We start from the raw sequence: 21,950 nt of genomic DNA, 5'->3' as shown, positions 1-21,950 counted from the left end.
GCTTCGGCAGGCCTTTTTTATGGATCAATAAATCATATTGCATCCGTTTTAGCTATTCGTACATTTTATTGTATTTTTAGCTTCCATCAATAAACCAATTTATGAAGTACTTAATGTTTTTTGTGCTGCTACCATTTTTTGCTGTGGCGCAAGATCATCCAACTCATCAAAATCTATATGATACCATACCCTTTATTCCGGAGCACACGGTTGACAGGCTACAGTTTTTCAGCAAGCAACCCATGACACACGGCGGCATTATTTTTTTTGGTAACAGCATTACCGAAGGCGGCAATTGGCAAAAGCTACTGAATGATACCACCGTGCTTAACCGAGGTATTGGCGGCGACATTACTTTTGGCGCCTTGCGCCGGCTTGATGATGTGACCAACCGGCAGCCCGATAAACTTTTTATCCTGTTAGGAATAAATGATATTGGCAAGGATATCCCTGACTCTGTTATTGCCGATAATATGTTTAAAATAGTTAAACGGGTACACCAAAAAAGCCCGGCAACCAAAATTTACGTACAAAGCGTGTTACCCATTAATCCCGCTATACAGGGTTTTCCGCAGCATTACGACAAAGCAGAACATATACCACTCGTAAACCATCTGTTACAGAAAAATGCAACAGCCTTAAATTACACCTATATTGATCTTGGCCCCGTGTTTATGGATGCCAATCACCGTATGGATAAAAAATATACAGTTGAAGGTTTGCATTTAAGGCAGGCCGGTTACGAGGTGTGGGTAAACTATCTTAAAAAAATGAAATACTTATAAAAATGACCAGAACAAAAGTAGCCATATTAGGAGCGGGATTTATTACCGATGTACACATGGAATCGTACCACCGCTTTATACCCGAGGCGGAAGTGGTGGCGGTTTATGCCCGCAATCCGGAAAAAGCAAAGGCATTTGCTGAAAAATATAACATACCAAACTGGTTTAGTGATGTAGACGAGCTTTTAGCCGCAAGCGATTGTGAGGTGGTTGATATTTGCCTGCCGAATTACTTACATGCCGAAGTGACTATTAAAGCTGCCAGGGCAGGTAAGCACATTATTATTGAAAAACCACTTGCTGTAACCTTAGAAGAGGCTGACGAAATGATAGCCGTTTGCAAGCAGCAAAACGTAAAACTAATGTATGCAGAAGAGCTATGTTTCGCGCCAAAATACGAACGTGCAAGGCACTTGGTAAAAGAGGGCGCAGTTGGTGAGGTTTACATGCTTAAACAATCAGAAAAGCACTCGGGCCCGCATACCGATTGGTTTTATGATATTGAACTGGCAGGCGGCGGGGTGTTAATGGATATGGGCTGCCATGCATTAGGTTGGTTTAGGTGGATGACGGGCCACGCCAAAGTTAAAAGTGTTTACGCCACTATGGCTACCGTTTTTCATAAAGGGCGCACCAAGGGCGAGGATAACGCGGTTGTGGTGGTAGAACTGGAGAACGGTGTTACCTGCGTAGCCGAAAACAGTTGGGCCAAACATGGCGGCATGGATGATCGTTGCGAAATTTACGGTACAGGAGGTGTTATTTATGCCGATCTGTTTATGGGAAATTCCGCTGTTACCTACAGCCGCGAGGGTTACGGTTATGCTATGGAAAAAGCCGATACTACTGCCGGTTGGACCTTCACCATATTTGAGGAAGTGTTTAATCAAGGCTATCCGCATGAATTGAAGCATTTTATTGAATGCGTACGTGAGGATAAAATGCCATTAGTTACCGGTGAAGACGGGCGCGCCGTGCTGGAGATGATCTATGCCGCCTATGCATCAGCAGGGGAAGGTAAAAAGATAAATCTGCCATTTTCTTCAAAAGTTAATAAACCTGTAGACCTGTGGCTGAACGCCAAATAATTATGAAAATTTCTATTTATAATAATTACGACAAAATGTCAAGAGCGGCGGCCGATCTGGTGGCTGAACAGCTTGTTAACAAGCCCGATTCGCTTATTTGTTTCCCATCTGGCGAATCGCCTACCGGCATGCTGCAACATGTTATAAGCTATGCTAATGCGGGTAAGATAAAGTTGGACAAATGTCACTTTATAGGGCTCGACGAATGGGTAGGTATGGATGAAACCAATGAGGGAAGCTGTAAGCATTACCTTTATACCAACTTCTTTAATAAATTAAATATCAACGACAGCCAGATCACCTTGTTTAATGCTAAGGCAGATGATCTGAAAGCTGAATGTGAACGAATTAATAATTTTATTGCTAAAAAGGGCGGATTGGATATGATGATAGTAGGCATAGGAATGAACGGGCACCTGGGCTTAAACGAACCCGGCACGCCATTTAATTTGTATGCTCATCTGTCGGAGCTTGACCCGGTAACCGTAACCGTAGGGCAAAAATATTTTAAGCAGGAAACCAGATTGACTCAGGGTATAACCCTGGGGCTCCAGCATTTAACTGAAGCTAAAATCCCGGTGCTTATAGCCTCAGGAAGTAAAAAGGCATCCATCATTAATGAGGCGTTAAACGGGCAAATTTCTACGGATGTACCGGCTTCTATTTTACAAAATCTACCTGCTGCACGTATTTTGTTAGACGAGGATGCCGCTTCAGAATTGGAACATTTAGCCTGAATTTAATGCCAGGTAAATTAAAATATATAAAAGAAACCCTGCGACAAGCGGCTCCTGTTTTAGCCAAAAAAAAGATCGTAGCAGGATTTGACGGATTTGTGGACTCCATTGTAAAGGTAGTTAACCACAAAACTACGGATGGCACCACCGTATATTTTAATACCATAAAAGAATTCGGCGATTACATCAGCAACAAAAGCGGATCGGGCTTTAGCCTGGAGAGCGAGGAACTAATGCAAAAGCTGGGCGGTAATATGCCTATAATGGCTAACGCTATGGCACAAATGGGCGGCAATATTAATTGTGTCGGGGCATTTGGGGTACCATCTATAAGCGCGGCTTTTGCGCAGATGCATAAAAATTGTAAACTATATAGCTTTACCAATCCCGGCTTTACTAATGCTATGGAATTTACTGACGGCAAGCTGATGCTGGCACAAATGACCGACTTGAATCATGCCGATTGGGAAACCATCAAAAATGCTATAGGGATTGAAACACTGTCTGAGATATTCAGCTCCGCCGATCTGGTGTGTCTGGTTAACTGGAGTGAACTGGACTATTCCAATAATATTTGGCAAGGTTTATTAACAGATGTTTTTACGGGGCACACAGTTCATCCTGCAAAGCAATTTTTCTTTGACTTGTCCGACTGCTCTAAACGGCAATCGGCGGCTATAACAACCGCATTAAAATTAATAGAAGATTTTGGCAACTACGGAAAAGTAACCCTCAGCCTTAACCGTAATGAGGCTAATATTCTCTACAACAACCTATTTGGAGACAGCCGTGACAACAACATCCAAGAAATTGGTGATAAGTTATTTAACAGATTAAAGATCAATACGCTCATCATTCACAACTCCAAATTATCCTTAGCATGGGATGAAAAAGGCTGTTATACAGATGTACCGGAGTTTATAGCCGAGCCAAAAATTTCCACAGGTGCGGGCGATAATTTTAACGCCGGCTTTTGCATAGGGCAATTAGCGGGCTTAAACACGGAGCTATCACTGGCTATGGCAAACTTAACATCAAATTGTTACATAAAAACAGGAAACAGCCCCGATATTAGTATGATAAATACACACATTTCCGGATAAAAAATCGCATCTTTATCGTACCAATTTATAAACTTTCATGTCAATTAATACACCTAACATCAATTCGGGCGGTGCTGACGCGAATACTTACGATGCCATAGTTATCGGCTCGGGTATAAGCGGCGGCTGGGCAGCAAAAGAACTGTGCGAACAGGGGCTGAAAACACTGGTGCTTGAACGCGGCCGCAATGTAGAACATAACAAAGACTATCCTACAGCCACCACCCCACCCTGGGATTTTAAATACCGTGGCCGTATGAGCGAGAAGTTTTATAAAGAAAATCCGCTTATTACCAAAGCAGCAGGTTTTGGTGACGATTGCGATCACTTTTTTGTAAAGGATGCAGACCACCCTTATGTACAGGAAAAACCTTTCGACTGGATACGCGGGTATCAGGTTGGCGGCAAATCGCTTACCTGGGGCAGGGCCACGCAGCGCTGGAGCGATTTTGAATTTACCGCACCCGAACGTTTTGGCTATGGCATAGGCTGGCCCATAGGTTATAAAGATGTTGCTCCGTGGTATTCACACGTAGAAAAATTCATCGGTATCTGCGGTAGTAAGGACGGCCTGGAAGCTATGCCCGACGGTGAATTTTTACCCCCGTTTGAGATGAACTGTGTATTAACCGATATTAAACAAAAGCTTAAAGAGAATTATACCGACCGTCATTTGGTACACGCCCGCTGGGCACACCTTACCGAGCCTCGCGAGGTACATCTGCAGCAGGGCCGGGGTAAATGCCAGGCCCGTAATATGTGTATGAGGGGATGCCCTTTCGGCGGGTATTTCAGTTCAGTTAGCTCTACCCTGCCCTGGGCGGCAAAAACCGGGAATTTAACAGTGCGGCCGTTCTCGGTTGTGCATTCTGTTATTTATGATGAAAAACTGGGCAAAGCTACCGGGGTAAGAGTAATAGATACCAACACCAAAGAGGTAACTGATTTTTTTGCAAAAGTAATTTTCCTGAATGCATCGGCATTAAATACGAACTTAATACTACTTAATTCCAAGTCAAACCGTTTTCCTAATGGTTTGGGCAATGATAACGGTTTAATGGGAAAATACATTGCATTCCATAATTACCGTGCCTCAGTTAATGCCGATATTGACGGTTATTTGGATAAATATTACTTTGGCCGTAACCCAACCGACCTGATACTGGTGAATTACCGTAACCTGCATAAGCGTGACACCGACTATTTTGGCGGTTTCACCACCTTCATGAATGCCTACCGCGATCAACACCCCAACGAACCGCAGGATGGTGCAATAGGTGCAGATTATAAAGATAACTTATCAGAACCGGGGCGCTGGCACGTATTTATGTACCTACAGGGGGAAACTGTACCCAAGGAAAGTAATCATGTTCGTTTAAGCGAAACCGAAAAGGACCAGTGGGGTATTCCGTTGTTGGTCACCTCGGTTGAATATGATGATAACGATGAGCGCATGATAAAGGATTTTTTAACCCAAAGTTCAGAGATGCTCGAAAAAGCCGGATGTAAAAACATACAAACCCATAACAATAAACAAGCCCCGGGGCTGGATATTCACGAAATGGGTGGTGTGCGTATGGGTAAAGATCCGAAAACATCATTACTGAACGAATGGAACCAGTTGCATCATTGTAAGAATGTGTTTGTAACCGACGGTGCCTGCATGACCAGTACGGGCAACCAAAGTCCTTCTATATTATATATGGCACTTACGGCACGCGCCGCTACTTATGCCGTTAACGAAATAAAAAAAGGTAATCTATAAACAACCAATTAATGAGAAAACTTAGCTTTATTATTATTGCAGCTGTTATTGCAGGCGGCTGCAACTCTAACTCTTCAAATAAACAACCTGCTAATTATCAGGATAGTGTTTTAACAGGCGCCGACTCTGTTAACCACGACTGGGTATCGCTCTTTGATGGAAAAACCACTAAAGGATGGCACACCTACGGTAAAGATTCGGCAGGCACAGCATGGAAGGCCGAAGATGGCATACTGCATTTAGATGCTTCACAAAAAGCCGACTGGCAAACTAAAAACGGGGGCGATATTTTAACTGATGATGAATACAGCAACTTCGATTTTAAAGCGGAGTGGAAAATATCACGCGCAGGTAACAGTGGCATTATGTTTTATGTAAAAGAGGATACCGCTAAGTATGAATACCCTTGGTATACCGGCCCAGAAACTCAAATTGCAGATAATAAGGAAAACGAGGATGGTAAACTTATCAAACACCGCGCAGGCGATCTTTATGATCTGATATCTATCTCTAAAGATGTGGTTAAACCCGCCGGCGAATGGAACAAGACAGAGATAATAGCTAATAACGGCAAGCTGGATATATTAGTAAACGACGAACGTGTGTTATCAACCACTATGTGGGATGATAACTGGAAAAAGCTGATAGCAGGCAGCAAGTTTAAGGAATGGCCAGACTTCGGCACATTTAAAAAGGGGCACATCGCTTTGCAGGATCATGGAGCTGATGTTTGGTTCCGTAATATCCAAATCAAAAAACTTTAGGCGGATAAAATAACGGTATTCGCTGATGGTGAGTGGTTTATAGATTTGATATTTTTATGTTTAACATGAGAGTGTTATAATTATGGCAACAGGGGATTAGATGAAACAAATATTCCGGGTAGCAGTTATAATTTGCAGGGTTTATAACGTTTAATAACATAACTCACATCCATCATGAAAACATTAAAATTATTAAGATTACCGCTGCTTATCGGTGCGTTTTTCATACTGGCTTCGGCAACTACTGCCGATAAAGGGACCGAAAAGATACATGACGCTACCAACGTTTTAAAAGAATTTGGTAAAATGAAAGAGAGCATTCCTCAACAATTATTAGAGGAATATCAGGGCATTATCATCATCCCTAAACTTATTAACGCAGGCTTTGGCATAGGCGGAAAACGCGGAACAGGTGTTGCCATGGTTAAACTGGATAACGGCAAATGGAGCGACCCGGTATTTATCACTCTGACAGGTGGTAGCATTGGTTTCCAGATAGGCGTACAATCTGTAGATATGGTTTTAGTATTCAGGCACAAGGGAGTGCTTGCCAAAGTAAAAAACGGCGACTTTACCATCGGCGGAGATATTTCAGCAGCAGCAGGACCGGTGGGTCGCAGTTCTACCGCAAGTACCGACTATAAACTGGAAGCTGAAATTTACTCTTACTCGCGCAGCAAGGGGTTGTTTGCAGGTATCAGTATCAATGGTTCAAACTTGTCAATAAACAAAAGCATGAATGCTAATTTTTACGGGTCGGACGTAGCTTCAAGCGATATTTTTGACAGGGCAACAAATACATCTGCAGCTGTTACACAATTAAAATCAACACTAAACAACCTGACTGAATAGCTTTTAGGTATTGTAATTTTTAAACAAAGCCCGGGGAATTATTTCCGGGCTTTATTTTATGCCTTATCAAAAACCCGTTTTACCAAAAGGCCTGATAACGCCGACATCCCCCCTGCTAAACCACCTATTATTACCGTAACAGTAAGTAAGAGTAACCAATGCGGTAAATGAAACAGGTGAGCAACCCGCGTTGCCAGTATATGCTCATTCGGAAAACTTTTTAACAACGCCAGCGCAAGCCAGGCTACCCCCAAACCGGCAAAACCCGCCCAAAAAGATTGGCCTGATGTTTTGCCGAAGAACAATGCTGCAATAAATGCCATTAAACAGGGTACCCACCATGGTAAAAAAAAGCCGCTCACAAAAGCTAATAAAAGAATTATGGGAAATAGCATAGCGTTATTTATTAAGCGTTAATGTTGTTCTGATTCTTGTAGATGACTGACCGGGCGACTGTAAAAAAAGCAATTCATTTAATTGCCCTTTTTGCCATATGGGTAACATGTTATCATAATAAAAGCTACCCGGATTGCCCGACTGCCCGCCGGGTATTATGCCATAACCTTTTACATTGGGCCCTAATTGCACCACCATACGCCATGATGGACCGTGCCCATCCGTAAGCGCATTAACAGTGGAACCTGTACCGCCGGATGCAAAATTACCCGAACCAAACCCGTCCAGATGAGCAAGGTGGCTCACCTCAAATTTCTTCACCCGTCCCCATTGCCACGCTTCGCCGGGGCCTCCATGATCCCGCACTAATTCATTTATAGTTTCATTAAATGATTTACTCAATACATCGGCACAGGTTTCTTTCGCGGGTGTACGCTTGTTATCAAACCAAACGGAATTAGGATCTTTCAATAATAACTCCTCCGTTCTGTCGGTTGACGGATAGGCCAGCACCGTATCCTTACTGTTAAAATTATCGCGCCAGGTCATTTGGTAAAAACGGCTCCACCAGTATGCAAAAACAGTTGCCCCTGTAGAGTTAGCTGCAAAATTTTTATCCCATTTTTTAAGCATATTAAACGCGGTTGATTGGTTTTCATCCAATTTAGAATCATCAATATAACTTAGCATAGCGGGCAAGATATCCTGAGCGCGTATACTGTAAGTATCAGTTTGTAATACACGCATACTATCTACCGTTGCTTTTTGCATTACCGCCAACCGATCGTTAATACGCTTTGCGCGCTCATAAGGTGCAAATTGCCAGTTAATGTAATATGGGTAGCTGCCATCAGTAGATGATTGATTAGCCGAGCTGACAAACCCACGCGGCGGATTTTTAACTGTTGGATTCTGCTCGTAGGGTATCCAGCCGTGCCAATCGTTAGCGGTATCGCTGCCATCCATTATAAATTTCCCCTGATCTTTATATTTAAGCGGCAGTTTACCATTTGGTGTTATGGCTATATCATTATCCGCCGAAGCGAACACAAAATTCTGTGCCGGAGCGGTAAAATATTTTAATGCCTGGCGGTAATCATTGTAATTTTCTCCGCGGTTTAACAAGTAGAATGTCTTAAACTCATCGGATTCTTGGTGTGCCACCCATTTAAGAGCGTTGCCTACCGGAATATTGCTCCTGCCCTTTTTTGCCATTTGGGCATTATCATACACCACCGGACCATAACGGGTATATAAAACGGTATCGTAAACTGTTTTTGCTCCCCGTATTTTTATTTCTTCTACCCGTCGGGTAACCTTATTCCATTGGTTATTATACCAGTATTCATTTTTTGTACTGTCCTTAAACTTTATCTGATACCAGTCGAGCACGTCAGCATCAACATTTGTCACTCCCCAGCTTATTTTTTGATTGTAGCCAATAACTACACACGGCGCACCGGGTAATGACACGCCATAAACATTAACTCCCGGCGCAGCCATTTGCACCTGATACCAGATGGATGGATAAGTAAGATCGAGATGCGGATCATTAGCCAGTATTGGATAACCGGAAGCTGTTTTACTGCCACTTATGGCCCAGTTATTACTGCCAATGCCTTCCTGCTTTTCTTTCACCTTCATGCCGACCATCATTTGAGCTTTAAAATCTGCCGGTGGCTGTGGCACAGGTAATGGTTTAAAATTCCAGGGGGTGCCTGCAGGTATTATAGGCTCCTGATGAAAGTAATGATCCGGAAAAAGATCGTTGGTCACTTTTGCGCCAAAACGGTTCAAAACGTTGGTCATGGCTAATTCATTAGAACCACCCGCCAATGTTTCGGACATCAGCTTTAATAAAAACGCGCAGTTGATGGGCTTCCAATCTTCCGGCGCATAATTCAGGAGCTTAAACTCCACCGGGTAATCTTTAGGTGCAAGACTGTGGATATAACTGTTAACGCCATCGGTATAAGCATTTATTACACCCCGCATCACGGAATCTTTCATGATACCGCGCAACGTGTTTTCAGCGCCATAAACCATGCCCATACGGCGGTGATACCTGTCAACCTGTAAAGCTTTATCGCCAACAACTTCCGACAGCCTGCCCGATGCGCTTCGGGTTTGTATATCCATTTGCCACAGGCGGGCACGGGCCGTTACGTAACCCTGAGCGTAATACAGGTCGTGGTCGTTCTCCGCAAAAATATGCGGCACCATATTATCATCGTATTTAATGGTCACTTTGGCTTGCAGGCCATCAAGTTTCAACTCCTCTGATGGGTCGGTATCTTTACTTTCTGCATTTTGCCAAAACCCAGTAGCCGGATTTAAAAATTTACCTATGGGCGGCAGATCGCCAAACTTTGTTTGCAGCGCCCAAATAAGTATCAGTGTTACTACTACCGATAAAACTGCCTTAAATATCTTCATGCGGATTAGATTGATAAGGCAAGTTAATTAAAAGAAAATGCCCGTAAAATAAATTTTACAGGCATCAGTATAAGTTTGCTCTTATTTATTTGCCATGCAGGCTCCAGGCATTACCATCCGGATCGTTTACTGTAGCAAAACGGCCCCAGGGTGTTTTATCGGCTGGGCCTACTTCAATGCCCTTATCGGTTAGTTGTTTAATATCCGCGTCCAGGTCTTCGCAATTAATTACAAAGCCGCGTATGCTGCCTGCTTTTAATTCAGGGAACCAGTTTACCAGAGTGATAGATGTTTCCACATCCGGCAGGGTCATTTGTATCCACATGCTATCGCCCTGAAACGGTGCTTCCACCATTATTTTGAAACCCATTTTTAAATAAAACTCTTTGGCTACCTGCTGATCGGTAACCGGGATAGAAATAATGCTTATTGCTCTCATAATTTAACTGGCTTGTTCTTCCGTGTTTATAAATTTCCGTCATAAAAATAACGACTTTAGAGTTAAATATTCCACAATAACAGCAACATTTTAGGTGACATATTAAATAGCTAACTGCTACCTTTACCGCTTATACTATAACATGAGTAATTTAAAAGCCTGCCTTTTCGATCTGGACGGAGTAATTGTTGATACCGCTGTTTATCATTATAAAGCCTGGAAACGCCTGGCAAATCAATTAGGGTTTGATTTTACCGAACACCAAAACGAACAATTAAAAGGGGTGAGCCGGATGCACTCGCTCGACCTTATATTGGGCTGGGGAAACATTACTGATAAAAGCGCTGAAGAAAAACTGGAACTGGCTACCCGAAAAAACAACTGGTATACAGAGATGATAAACCAAATGACCCCTGCCGAGATATTGCCGGGTGCGCGCGAGTTTGTACAAAGCTGCCGTGATGCGGGTATAAAAACGGCTATAGGCTCTGCCAGTAAAAACACACCCACTATATTAAGCAAACTGGAATTATTGGCCCTATTTGATGCCGTAATTGATGGCAATAGTGTAAGTAAACCCAAACCCGATCCCGAAGTGTTTTTAAAAGGAGCCGAGGCGCTGCATGTTGACCCTAAAAACTGCGTTGTGTTTGAGGATGCCGTAGCCGGTATTGAAGCCGCTATAAACGGAGGAATGAAGGCCGTTGGTATAGGCTCGCCTGAAGTGCTTACCAAGGCCGACATGGTAAGCGCAGGCCTTGGTAAATTACAATTACAGGATATTTATAAATTATTTTAATAATACCCTCATTACCAATATCTTTTTCTTGATGCGAACAACCTTACTTTGCAGGGATGTTGCTATGAATTACATGAATAGTGTTGTTACTTATAATAAAGATAATAAAAGGAGGTTTAGCTTTAAGCAACTCTTACATAAACTGTTATGAATTTCGATATAGACAGGCAAACACTAAATGATCTCGCAATATTTGGCAATAACAATTCCGGCCGATCTATATATAGCCTTTTTAGCCATACAAGTACAATTGGTGGCAGTGAAGCCTTGCACGAAATATTCAACAACCCGCTTATTAACCCTGTTGATATAAAGGCCAGAGTAGATGTATTTTTATATATCGAGGCAAACGGCATTAAAATCAGTTTAAACAGAAACGATTACGACTTTGTAGAATTTTATCTTAATAAACGTTATCATGCTAAGCCATTTTCGCTTATAACCGGATTCTTAGAAAACATCTTGTATGCATTCAATAACAATAATGAATATTATGTAATTAAAACCGGCGTAGAAAGTACACTGTCAGTACTTGATAGCTTGCTAAATTACGCTGAAGCATTAAAGGGCGATCTGCCTGAAAAATTACAGGAATTCCGTGAAACCATTTTAAACACCTTCCAGCCTAAAGAATTAACGTGGCTAAAACAACTTATAGATAAGCGTAATCGCAATGCTCAGGATATGGCCAAAGCGGACCAGTTTTTCAGGCAGCTCTCCTCTCAGAAGATAAAAGTTTTGTTAAATATAGCTTACCAGTTAGATGTGTACCAGTCGGTTAGTGCGAGCGGTAAGGCCCTTGGTTTCACCTTTCCCGAAATTAGCGAAAAACATCGGTCGGAATTGATTATTGAAGGATTATTTCATCCATTTATTACCGATGCTAAAAGTAATGACATTGAATTCAGCCCAGACAGGAACGTTTGTTTCGTTACCGGTACTAATATGGCGGGGAAATCCTCGCTGCTAAAATCTATCGGAATTGCCATCTATTTATCACAATTAGGCTTTCCTGTGCCTGCTAAACGGCTGGTGACATCTGCATTTAAAGGATTAATTACAACTATTAACTTAGCGGACGATGTAGAACAGGGGCACAGCCATTTTTATAAAGAAGTGCTGAGGGTAAAGTACGTAGCTGAAAAATTAAATGAGTCAAAAGGTATTTTCGTGATTTTTGATGAATTGTTCAGAGGTACAAATGTTAAAGACGCCTATGATGCCTCACTTGCTATAATAGCAGCCTTTGCAGAAGTAAAAACCTGCTTCTTTGTAATTTCCACGCACATTGTTGAAGTTGCCCATGAACTATCATCCATTGGAAATATTAATTTCAGATATATGGAAACCATTTTTGAAGAAACGAACCCGGTTAATAGTTATAAACTTAAACAGGGAATTACTGAAGAACGATTAGGAATGTGGATCGTAAAAAATGAACGGATACTGGAAATAATAAAAAACTCTTTAAATTCTTAGCATCCCAAGGCGTTCACTTTTTACAATCCATTAATATTTTTGAACAAACTATTTAGCCGAATTCAGCTTTGCTTTGGCTTTGGCGGTTTCGTTAACGGCTATTGCTAAAAATCGCTTCCCTTCTTCCGATAAAATTTTGGTTTTACCGCCATCGTCAAACTCATAGGTGATATTTCCTTTTGAGTCCGCTTCTGCTTCGATCTCCAGCCCGTCCTGTTCAAATTTAAGATATCCATCCGGCGACATGCTATCTATTAGTTTATTCTCTTTATCAAACACCACATAACCCGAGTATTCAATTCTTTGTCGGTGGTTACCGTCATCCGTTACTATGGTGGTTGAATGCCCTCTGTAATGGCAGGACGTTGCCATTATCGACACTAATAAAGCACATGCCGCTAAATGTATTTTTTTACCTACGCTATTTTTCATTTTGCTTTTGTTTAAACAAATATAAACATTGCATGGTACTATACAATACATAGTACTATAAAAAACTATAATAGCAATACAACAATCTGTTAATCAGCTAAATAAATTTATTACTCACTTCTTAAACTTTTTACCGGATTAGTTAATGCGGCTCGTATTAACTGAAAGCTGATGGTAGCCAAAGCAATAACAATGGCAATAATGCCTGCTACCGCGAATATCTCCCAATGTATTTGAATACGGTATGTGTAATCCTGCAGCCAGTTACTCATGAGGTACCAGGCAATAGGGGTAGCTATTACAAAGCCGATACCGATCAAAACAATAAACTCTTTAGAGAACAGGTACAAAATCCCCGAAACAGATGCGCCTAAAACTTTTCTTATACCTACCTCTTTTATTCTTTGCACGGCCATAAAAGAGGCTAAACCATACAAACCCAGGCAACTAAGCATAATAGCTACTATAGCAAAACACTCATATATTTTTGAAAGCTGGTTTTCCTGTTTATAAAAGTTGGCTATATGTTCATCCAAAAACTGATATTCAAAGGCATAGTCAGGATAAACCTCGTTCCACAATTTTTCTATGGCATTCAGAGATGCCGGTAAGTTTGAAGCCGATAATTTAATATTAGTGATCTGATACTGATTTTTAAATGTAGTAAGCAGCAGCGGGGCATAATCTTCTTTAAACGAACGGTTATGATAGTTCTTAAGCACACCCACTATCACTCCTTTTGCAAACTTGCCCAGCTTTATCTGTTTATTTAATACATCTTTAGGATCGCGTATTCCCAGTTTTTGCACTACCGCCTCGTTCACCAAAAATTCTTTTACGGTATCCGAGGGTGCTAAATTCCTGCCTGCCGCAAGCTGTAATTTATAAGATGGCAAATATTCCGCATCCGCAAATTTAATGATAGAATAAAAATCAACCGGCTTTACAGCATTTTCAAACGTAAACATCGTCCAGTTAGCATCTTCACCCGCTGGTACGTTTGAACTGAGGCTTAACTCCTGGACTCCGTTTATATCGGTAATGCGTTTTTTGAGGTAATCCAATTTGCTGATGCCCACACTATCTGCCGGGAAAGGTACGTTTACGATGGCATCCTTGGCAAAACCCATGCTGGTATTATTAAAGTAATTCATCTGCTTAACTATTATAAGCGTACAGATAATTAATCCCTGCGCTATAATAAACTGAAAAACCACCAAAGCGTGCCGTAACGAAATACCTTTAGTATTACCTTTAAGTGCTGTTTTACTTTTAAGGGCATTTATTGGATTAAACCCGGATAATACCAGCGACGGATAAAAGCCCGCCAGCAGGGTAACAACAATAGCTAATACCACTACAAACACAGCAACTTTTATCTGTAAAAGCATTCCGGCTGTTAAAGGCAGTTGCATTATTTTACCCACAGCAGGGATAGCCAGCATACTGATACCCCCGGCTAATACTAATGATAATAATACGATAACAAATGTTTCGGTTAAAAACTGAACCTGCAGTTGGCCCCTGTTACCACCCAGCACCTTACGTATGCCTACCTCTTTTGCCCGGTTAACTGCCTGAGCCGTCGCCAGATTAACAAAATTAACGCACGCTATAATGAGAATAAAAACAGCTATCAGCCAAAGCATTTTTATCATTTGCGGTGATATGGAACTTTCTGAATAATTGCCAATAGTATCAAAATGAACTTTACTTAATGGCTGTGCTACCTCGCTATCCTGATTTTCTGGAGCGCGGTGTTTTTTTATAAATGCTCTAAGACTATTTGTTAAATGTGCCTCGGTTACATTTGGCTTGGTTAAAGCATAACAACCAAAATAGGTACCGGTGCTATTATAATCGTCAGATTTTAATAAACCTGCCGTGGGGCCGGTTCCCATAGAAATAATAACATTGAACTGAAAATCAGTATTTTTCGGAATAGTTGCCAATATGCCGTTTACCTTCAGCACATCGTGGTTGTTCCATTTAATACTTTTACCCATCGCCTGATGCCAGTCGCCAAAATATTTTTCGGCTGTTTCCTTACTCAATATCACTGAATTAGGGTCACGCAGGGCGGTGGTCTTATCTCCTTCCAACAAAGGAAAATCAAACACTTTGAAAAAAGCAGGCGTAGTTGCTACCACACCCCTTGCTTCCTTAAACTTTTTGTCGATCTGTCCATCCCCATTTAAAACCTGTATCTGCTCATCATTTTGCTGATATATAGGCACTATCTCTTCTATCTCGGGTATATCATTTTTAATAGCTCGCGGCACCGCACGCGCTATTCCATAACCATAAAAAATATCTTTTGAGTCAGCATGATGGTATTCAGTAAGTAAACGATAGATCCTGTCCTTTTTGGTGTGGAAATTATCGAAACCGGAATGAAACTGTATCAAAACAAATATTACCAGGCATACCGATATGCCGGCACCGAGACCAATAATATTAATTAATGTATATGATCTTTGGCGTGAGATATTACGCCATGCTGTTTTGAAAAGATTTTTTATCATAACGGTAAGTTTAATTTCAGAGATTTAATTGGGCAGAATTAAAACGACAAAGGCGGTGCCATCCTCAAAATCCTTATTTCCGCAGCACGGAAGCTCTTTTTTTTATTGTGGGGGTGTACGATAACGAACACCCCTACGTACACTTTCGTACATTATCTCCGGTTACGTTAATCTTTGATCATAATACACATAACCAAAATAAAAAGCCGGATATATAAAATATCCGGCTTGCATTAACATCACACTATTAACTATATAGCAGGTAGTGTTATTACCTGTTTCCTGATGTTCCAACCTTCTAACAATACCGTCGGGTTTACCTTACTCAGTTTGGCAACAGGCGCGGTAACGCTTACGGTTATACTTTCATGAGGAGCAAGGGTAAAGTAATTACCTGTCCAATAACTTGGCATTATCTCTTCCCCGTTCTTCATTAATTGCGGGCGAACAAAAAACGCTATGCGATTGGTATTATTTGTAAACTGCATAGTCCATTTGTTTTCGCTTTTGCCCTTTTCAGTTTTTAATACTTTGGTGTTTAGTAAGGTATTATTAAGTCCGTTCAGGCTGGTAAAATCATCAGTTGCCGATAGCCAGTACGCGTTGTGCGATACAGTTTTACCTGCGGCATCCTTTAAATCCAACACAACAAAACTAACCCCGTCTGTTCGGCTCAGCACATCTTTCAGCTGTATTACTTCCTGTGTGCCGGCTTGCGCCAAACCCACATTATTTACCTTTATTGATTTGATCAGTTTACTGTTAATATCAAACACATCGGCAGTTGCTGTAAGCTTCCCCGTAGCGTGGTGTGTACGGTTTACAATGGCGATGCCTGAATTATCGTAGTTATACTGGATATGTACGGGTTCGCAAGCGTTTTGCATGGCGTAATAGCCTGCATTTGGTTCCAGATACCAATCATATATCTGCCATATCACACTTGGCAGAGCAGCGTTCAGTTTCCATAGCATCACCCCGCCTGTTTCGTTGAGTTTGTGTCCGTCGGCCTCAAAAATGCCGCGGTAGCCTACAGCATTCATTAACTGCATTTTATCGGAGAAGTTAACCATGGTATTGGGCTGACCGTAACGTTTCACCATTTCCTTATAGTAATTATCATATTTGCCCGCACCTGTTGCAGCATCATGATATCCCCATGAATCGTTAAGCGGGAAAGGCAATTTTTTATCCCATACCAGGTTGGGTATTATTTTGGGCAACGTAGTATAAGGCGGCTGCGAAGGCAGGCCGGTTTCATCTTTAAACACCCAATCGCGCCCGGCGTTAGCCAGTTTAAAATAATCCTTAGGGTCTTTCCACTCATAAGGCCCGCCACTGTATACACCCGATGGCATATCATCCGGCCATGAGCCCTTCCACCCTGCCGGCAATTTAGCAAACCCCGATGAACTTGGTATAAACGGACGTGTGCCATCTAAATTTATAATATCGTTACGCATGGCGTCATACAATTCTTTGCGCGCATGCCCCTCGTTACCGCCTGTCCACACCAGTAAACTTGGGTGGTTACGTACGCGGTAAATGGTACTCTCTACGTTGTTTATAAATACATTCCCTTCCAGCGGCCAATCGGGCGAGCCTTTAAATTCGCCCTGTGTATCGCCGGTTATCCAAAAATCCGACCATACCATTTGCCCATACCTGTCAGCGGCGTTCCAGAAATCGTCAGGCGGGGTAACACCCCCACCCCATATCCGCACCAAATTAACATTGGCATTGCGGCAAAGGTGCATCTCATAGTCGTACCGTACGGAGTCGCGGTTAACCATCATATCGGGCACCCAGGCACCGCCTACTAAATGCACTTTTTTACCATTAACAAAAAAGCTGCGACGGGCAAAGCCGTTCACCATATCTGTTTTTGAGCTTACCGTACGTATGCCAAACACAAAGCTGGTATCATCTGCAATAATGGTTCCGTTAGCATATTGCAGGCGAATGCGGTATAAGTTTGGCTTACCGTAATTATTGGGCCACCATAAATGCGGCTGTTTTATAGTTAGCTGCCCAATTTTATTCGCATCCAGGTCGATCATACTGGCACCATTCCCCGCTATGCTCACCGCTTGCGAAAATTGCACCGCTGCACCTGTAAAATTTTCGGGTTTAATAGTTACCATCAGTTTACCTTTATTGGCAGATGCGCCGTGGTTTGATAAGGTAAGTTTTAACGACAATTTAGCCACGCTTGTATCGGGCAGGTTCGGCAGATCGGTAATCAATTTTGGTCTGCCTATAGTTACGGCGCCGGTAGTGCGCAAATAAACAGGTTGCCATATCCCCATGTTACGATCACGCACGGGAGGGATCCAATCCCAACCCGCTGAACATAACATGGTAACATTTTTTCCGATATCGCCCGTTGGACCACCATTTTGATAAAAGGGCCCTAATGCTTTCAATTGCTCTTTTGATGGATAACCAGGATAATCTAAAGGATATATTTTTACGACCAAAGCATTTTCGCCGCCTGCGTTTATAGCCGCGCTTACATCAAGGTTATGTTCCGCAAACATACCCGCCATTTGGGTGGAATCTGCAATTTGCTTACCGTTAACCCATACCGCCGCCCGGTAATTTATGCCCTTAAATATGAGCTGAAAATGCTTGCCTTTATCTCCGGCGGGTACCTTAAATGTGGTACGGTACCAATAAGGCTTTTTCCATGGGTTTGGCTCATTTGGCAAATAGCTGTACTGCTCCAGGTTATATTCTTTATTAAACTGATCGGATGCATCTGGTATCAGCATATTGTTCAGTCCCTGGTACGGGGAGGGATAAATATGATTAGCTACCAGGCCGGTTAGTACGGTTGAGGGAACCTTTACCGGAAACCAGTAAATTCCCGAATGATAATTCACAGAGGAAAGCTCTGCACCCGATTCAGATACCAGGGACGACGATTGCAGATCGAAATTAACAAGCTTAACTTGCTTAATTTGCTGTGCCAGCAACCCGGAGGGTATAAGGGAACTACTAATAAAACCTAATACGGCAGCATAAATCAGTTTTTTCATAAAAGGATAATTCAATTTTCAGATAATGACTCAACCTGAGCTATAAAGGCAGTAAGCTCAAACACGGGCTATTTCATTTGGTTAAATTTATAACGGTAAAACTAAGCACCACAGCTTTGTTTAGGTTGTACTAATTTAACAAATGGTTATACTATTTTAAAAAAGCTTACTTTTTTTGCTTCTCAGCATTGTTTTGTAGTAGTATAATGGGTTGATACATATCCCAGTCGGGCTTATAATTTTTTTGGTTGTTCAGCCTGTCACCATAAATCGAGAAATTACCTAATACGATATCCTGGTCGCCATCCCCATCCACATCGGCAACTTCCATAGCTATCCAGCGTCCCAGTTTGTTTACAGGCAACTGGTGTACTTTAAATTTACCCGTAGAGGTTTGGTCAAAGTAATTCACCGCCTCGGTTGGGTGATCAACAAAATCCGGGAAGAAAGCTATAGCAACGAGGTCCATATCACCATCGTTATCAAAATCTGCAGCCATTACTTTGGAGGCCCCGTTTATATGGTAAAAGTAGGTTTGCTTAAATTGCCAGTTGCCTGTGTTAGTGAAAATATATACGCCATGGTACGGTTTCAGAATAGTGGAGTAATCGTTATTATCGCCACAGGTATAAATGATGTCCTTCTTACCATCGTTATTCATATCAACCAATTGGAAACTATTGGAGCCGTAAACCGGAGGAAAGTGCAGGATGTTACGGGAGGTGAATCCGCCCTTGTGATCGTTCAAAAACATCCATATGCCCTCATCGGCCTGCGCAAATAAACACATCAGGTCGGGCCAGCCATCGTTGTTAAAATCTCCGGTAGTTATTTGTATGGCACCGGGTAAAGCTCTGATTATTTTCTTTATGAATTTATTGCCGGGCTGTTGCTCCACCAAATAAAGGCCGCCTTTGGTATTGCCAAAGCCACAAACTATATAATCGGTTAATCCATCTTTATTAAAATCAGCAGCGGCCATCTGTACGGGGCGCGGCAAACTATCGGTAAGTGATTGTGCTTTAACTGATCTGCCATCCAAATTCAGTTGCAGCAGATCCCCTTTCAAATAATCATTAGGGGGTAAAACGCCAATACAGGTAAATACCCCGGTATTTTGTGTAAAAAAAGCATCGGTAACCGGCGAAGGCATTTGCTTAATTAACGTCGGATTCAGGTTTTTATCCCATTTAAACAAATTGTTGTCTGCATCAGCCGTGTAAATTTGTTTATCAAAGGGATTTAGTTTGATCATGGTGGTCATGGCAACCATACCCTTACGGTTTACATGTGGTGGTGTTTTAACGGAAAATAATGCCATGTCCTTAACCGCATCCGGTTCGGGGATGCTTAGCTTTTCGGGAGCGCTGGCTTTGTAAAAAGTGATTATTTTTTGCCAGTCGGCAGCATTAATAACTGATTGTTTATCGGCGTAATACTGCCCCATTTCGTGCTGTATACCCAATTGTTTGGCCATATTGGGCAGCACACCATTTTCCCAGGTTTGCTTGTCTAATAATGCCGGTGAGGGATATTGATGGCAGCTTACGCAGTACTTTTCTGATAATTCCTTCCCTTCAGCCAATGCATTATTTGCAGTATTTACCTGCGTGTTGCCGCCACAGCCTATTACAAAGGTCAGCGCCAGCATACTGGCTGACGCCACACTCATAATTAAGCCATTTAAAGATACCCCGTGCTTGTTGAACATTAATTTTAGTAGCTGAGAAAGAATTATTTTTTCATCATATTATTCTCCAAAACAATAAATGGCGTATGCTCATCCCAGGCGGGTGTAAAATTCGGCTGAAATAAAAATCCGCTGGCGTAGTTACCCAGTATAATATCAGGTTTGCCATCATGGTTATGATCGGTAACTTCCATAGCCATCCAGCGGCCATACTGGCTTACAGGTACCGCATGTGGTTTAAAATGCATGGCTTTATCCTGTTCAAAATAAATAAACTCCTCGGCAGGCTTATTTTTCATATCCGCAAAAAAAGCGATGGTGGCAATATCAAGATCCCCGTCGTTATCAAAATCGGCCGCAATGGCTTTTGTACATCCATTTATAGGGTAAAACCACTCTTTTTCAAATTTAAAATCCCCGTTGTTTTTATAGATATACAAACCGTGATATGGTTTCAGTATACGTGAATCGCGGAAGTTGTACCCGCATGTGTAAATAAGATCAAGGTCGCCGTCATGGTCGATATCAGCCAGCTGAAAACTTGTGGAGCCATACACCGGCGGAAAATTAAGCAGATCTTTTGAAGTAAATCCTCCCTTCTGATTGTTTAAGAATAATGTTAAACCCTCGTTACTACTGCCAAATAACACCATTATATCGGGCCATCCGTCTTTATTAAAATCGCCGGTTACAGCCTGTACGGCTCCTGCCCTGTTGGCAATGGTAGTTTGTTTGTAAGTATCTTCCTTAGCATCTTTTTTAAGCAGATACACGCCACCCTTTAAACCTCCTGCCCCGCAAATTACATATTCATTTGTTCCGTCCTTGTCAAAATCTGCAGCAATGGTTTGCATCGGTCTTGGCAGGTCGGAATCAAGTAATTTTGGTTCAGCATTCTGCTTTTTCAGATCGAGGCTAAATATTCTTCCGTTAGGGAAATCAATAGGGTCGAGCCTGCCGATACAAGAAATAACAGCGCTGCTAACTCCCGAAGAATCCTTTATAAAATTGGCATCAACAGCAGGTGAAGGCAGCTGAATATTCCTTTTGGCTTTTAGCTGGTTATCCCATTCGGTTAAATTACCCGAAACTGCATCGGCAGTATAAATATTATTAGTACCGGGCTGTGCTGCCACAAGCGATGTAAAGCAAATATCATTAACCTTGGCGGCCTTTTTTACCGTAAAGCCAGCCCAGTCGTTGATAAGTGTATCCGTTGGTTTTATTGTAGCCAGGGTATCAGGCGCCAGTTTTTTATAATACGCTGCAATTATTTGCCAGTTAGTGAGCGACATTCCGGTGGTATCGCCTTCGTTTTTGTAAAAATCGGTACCATAGGTGGAGATGGACAAGTAATGTGCCATTGCCGGCAACGTATGTACCAGCCAAACATCTTTTGTAAGGGCGTTTACCGATACTAAGGCGTGGCATTTTGTACAATTTAGCTGCACCAGGTTTTTACCATCGGTAATGGTATCGCCTGTTAGCTGATAACCGACTGTGCGGGGTTTGGTTTGGCAGCCATTAAACAAAGTAATAACGGATAATGATACTACTACTAATAATATGCAGGAAGTATATAAAAAGTATCTATTCATTTTCATAATAAACTGCTGGTT

At 42.0% G+C, this 21,950-nt stretch carries 17 protein-coding genes; 9 read left to right on the top strand and 8 right to left on the bottom strand.

What is annotated here, in order from left to right:
• The first annotated feature begins 101 nt into the window (after positions 1-101).
• From I5M19_RS05030 to I5M19_RS05000, 7 genes are all read left to right on the top strand, one after another.
• On the top strand, positions 102-785 hold the full coding sequence (locus I5M19_RS05030; RefSeq protein WP_200064797.1) for a GDSL-type esterase/lipase family protein: 684 nt from the start codon (positions 102-104) through the stop codon (positions 783-785).
• 2 nt (positions 786-787) lie between these two features.
• A complete protein-coding gene (locus I5M19_RS05025) occupies positions 788-1,873 on the top strand; it encodes a Gfo/Idh/MocA family protein (protein WP_200064794.1) in 1,086 nt (361 codons plus the stop codon).
• A gap of 2 nt (positions 1,874-1,875) precedes the next feature.
• On the top strand, positions 1,876-2,610 hold the full coding sequence (locus tag I5M19_RS05020; protein WP_200064791.1) for a glucosamine-6-phosphate deaminase: 735 nt from the start codon (positions 1,876-1,878) through the stop codon (positions 2,608-2,610).
• 5 nt (positions 2,611-2,615) lie between these two features.
• Positions 2,616-3,713 (top strand): PfkB family carbohydrate kinase, encoded by a 1,098-nt coding sequence (locus I5M19_RS05015; RefSeq protein ID WP_200064788.1) that lies wholly within the window; start codon positions 2,616-2,618, stop codon positions 3,711-3,713.
• Positions 3,714-3,750: 37 nt separating this feature from the next.
• Positions 3,751-5,478: a GMC oxidoreductase gene (locus tag I5M19_RS05010; protein WP_200064785.1), complete on the top strand. Its 1,728-nt coding sequence runs from the start codon at positions 3,751-3,753 to the stop codon at positions 5,476-5,478.
• Between the two features lie 11 nt (positions 5,479-5,489).
• Positions 5,490-6,242: a 3-keto-disaccharide hydrolase gene (locus I5M19_RS05005; RefSeq protein WP_200064782.1), complete on the top strand. Its 753-nt coding sequence runs from the start codon at positions 5,490-5,492 to the stop codon at positions 6,240-6,242.
• A gap of 174 nt (positions 6,243-6,416) precedes the next feature.
• Positions 6,417-7,094 carry a lipid-binding SYLF domain-containing protein gene (locus I5M19_RS05000; RefSeq protein ID WP_200064779.1) on the top strand — a complete coding sequence of 226 codons (678 nt, stop codon included), beginning with the start codon at positions 6,417-6,419 and terminating at the stop codon, positions 7,092-7,094.
• 56 nt (positions 7,095-7,150) lie between these two features.
• On the opposite strand, the gene I5M19_RS04995 is transcribed toward I5M19_RS05000, so the two are convergent.
• From I5M19_RS04995 to I5M19_RS04985, 3 genes are all read right to left on the bottom strand, one after another.
• Positions 7,151-7,489 carry a hypothetical protein gene (locus I5M19_RS04995; RefSeq protein ID WP_200064776.1) on the bottom strand — a complete coding sequence of 113 codons (339 nt, stop codon included), beginning with the start codon at positions 7,487-7,489 and terminating at the stop codon, positions 7,151-7,153.
• 4 nt (positions 7,490-7,493) lie between these two features.
• On the bottom strand, positions 7,494-9,926 hold the full coding sequence (locus I5M19_RS04990) for a penicillin acylase family protein (protein WP_200064774.1): 2,433 nt from the start codon (positions 9,924-9,926) through the stop codon (positions 7,494-7,496).
• An 85-nt stretch (positions 9,927-10,011) separates the two neighbouring features.
• Entirely contained in the window at positions 10,012-10,365 is a 354-nt protein-coding gene (locus I5M19_RS04985; protein WP_200064771.1) for a VOC family protein, read from the bottom strand.
• 142 nt (positions 10,366-10,507) lie between these two features.
• Here I5M19_RS04985 and pgmB point away from each other — a divergent pair, with 142 nt between their 5' ends.
• Positions 10,508-11,164, top strand: a complete 657-nt coding sequence (gene pgmB, locus I5M19_RS04980; protein WP_200064768.1) for a beta-phosphoglucomutase — start codon at positions 10,508-10,510, stop codon at positions 11,162-11,164.
• 147 nt (positions 11,165-11,311) lie between these two features.
• Positions 11,312-12,643: a MutS-related protein gene (locus I5M19_RS04975; RefSeq protein ID WP_200064765.1), complete on the top strand. Its 1,332-nt coding sequence runs from the start codon at positions 11,312-11,314 to the stop codon at positions 12,641-12,643.
• Between the two features lie 48 nt (positions 12,644-12,691).
• Here the strand turns inward: I5M19_RS04975 and I5M19_RS04970 are convergent, their stop codons facing one another.
• The 5 genes from I5M19_RS04970 to I5M19_RS04950 form a co-directional block, all read right to left on the bottom strand.
• A complete protein-coding gene (locus tag I5M19_RS04970; RefSeq protein WP_200064763.1) occupies positions 12,692-13,075 on the bottom strand; it encodes a hypothetical protein in 384 nt (127 codons plus the stop codon).
• Between the two features lie 110 nt (positions 13,076-13,185).
• Positions 13,186-15,600: an ABC transporter permease gene (locus I5M19_RS04965; protein WP_200064761.1), complete on the bottom strand. Its 2,415-nt coding sequence runs from the start codon at positions 15,598-15,600 to the stop codon at positions 13,186-13,188.
• Positions 15,601-15,851: 251 nt separating this feature from the next.
• On the bottom strand, positions 15,852-18,641 hold the full coding sequence (locus I5M19_RS04960) for a glycoside hydrolase family 2 protein (protein WP_200064759.1): 2,790 nt from the start codon (positions 18,639-18,641) through the stop codon (positions 15,852-15,854).
• 166 nt (positions 18,642-18,807) lie between these two features.
• Positions 18,808-20,313, bottom strand: coding sequence for an FG-GAP repeat domain-containing protein (locus I5M19_RS04955; protein ID WP_214653023.1), 1,506 nt, complete (start codon positions 20,311-20,313; stop codon positions 18,808-18,810).
• A gap of 62 nt (positions 20,314-20,375) precedes the next feature.
• A complete protein-coding gene (locus tag I5M19_RS04950) occupies positions 20,376-21,929 on the bottom strand; it encodes an FG-GAP repeat domain-containing protein (RefSeq protein ID WP_200064753.1) in 1,554 nt (517 codons plus the stop codon).
• Positions 21,930-21,950 lie beyond the last annotated feature (21 nt).

The organism is Mucilaginibacter segetis, from assembly GCF_016522075.1.
Taxonomy (GTDB): domain Bacteria; phylum Bacteroidota; class Bacteroidia; order Sphingobacteriales; family Sphingobacteriaceae; genus Mucilaginibacter; species Mucilaginibacter segetis.
The sequence above is the reverse complement of the archived record's forward strand: the minus strand, read 5'-3'. Positions and strand labels throughout refer to the sequence as shown.

Excerpts from the sequence above, each read along its gene's own strand:
- I5M19_RS04990 (WP_200064774.1), bottom strand. The coding sequence starts at position 9,926 with ATGAAGATATTTAAGGCAGTTTTATCGGTAGTAGTAACACTGATACTT.
- I5M19_RS04950 (WP_200064753.1), bottom strand. The coding sequence starts at position 21,929 with ATGAATAGATACTTTTTATATACTTCCTGCATATTATTAGTAGTAGTA.
- I5M19_RS05025 (WP_200064794.1), top strand. The coding sequence starts at position 788 with ATGACCAGAACAAAAGTAGCCATATTAGGAGCGGGATTTATTACCGAT.
- I5M19_RS05015 (WP_200064788.1), top strand. The coding sequence starts at position 2,616 with ATGCCAGGTAAATTAAAATATATAAAAGAAACCCTGCGACAAGCGGCT.
- I5M19_RS05000 (WP_200064779.1), top strand. The coding sequence starts at position 6,417 with ATGAAAACATTAAAATTATTAAGATTACCGCTGCTTATCGGTGCGTTT.
- pgmB (WP_200064768.1), top strand. The coding sequence starts at position 10,508 with ATGAGTAATTTAAAAGCCTGCCTTTTCGATCTGGACGGAGTAATTGTT.
- I5M19_RS04985 (WP_200064771.1), bottom strand. The coding sequence starts at position 10,365 with ATGAGAGCAATAAGCATTATTTCTATCCCGGTTACCGATCAGCAGGTA.
- I5M19_RS05030 (WP_200064797.1), top strand. The coding sequence starts at position 102 with ATGAAGTACTTAATGTTTTTTGTGCTGCTACCATTTTTTGCTGTGGCG.
- I5M19_RS04960 (WP_200064759.1), bottom strand. The coding sequence starts at position 18,641 with ATGAAAAAACTGATTTATGCTGCCGTATTAGGTTTTATTAGTAGTTCC.
- I5M19_RS05010 (WP_200064785.1), top strand. The coding sequence starts at position 3,751 with ATGTCAATTAATACACCTAACATCAATTCGGGCGGTGCTGACGCGAAT.
- I5M19_RS04955 (WP_214653023.1), bottom strand. The coding sequence starts at position 20,313 with ATGAGTGTGGCGTCAGCCAGTATGCTGGCGCTGACCTTTGTAATAGGC.
- I5M19_RS04995 (WP_200064776.1), bottom strand. The coding sequence starts at position 7,489 with ATGCTATTTCCCATAATTCTTTTATTAGCTTTTGTGAGCGGCTTTTTT.
- I5M19_RS04970 (WP_200064763.1), bottom strand. The coding sequence starts at position 13,075 with ATGAAAAATAGCGTAGGTAAAAAAATACATTTAGCGGCATGTGCTTTA.
- I5M19_RS05020 (WP_200064791.1), top strand. The coding sequence starts at position 1,876 with ATGAAAATTTCTATTTATAATAATTACGACAAAATGTCAAGAGCGGCG.
- I5M19_RS04975 (WP_200064765.1), top strand. The coding sequence starts at position 11,312 with ATGAATTTCGATATAGACAGGCAAACACTAAATGATCTCGCAATATTT.
- I5M19_RS05005 (WP_200064782.1), top strand. The coding sequence starts at position 5,490 with ATGAGAAAACTTAGCTTTATTATTATTGCAGCTGTTATTGCAGGCGGC.
- I5M19_RS04965 (WP_200064761.1), bottom strand. The coding sequence starts at position 15,600 with ATGATAAAAAATCTTTTCAAAACAGCATGGCGTAATATCTCACGCCAA.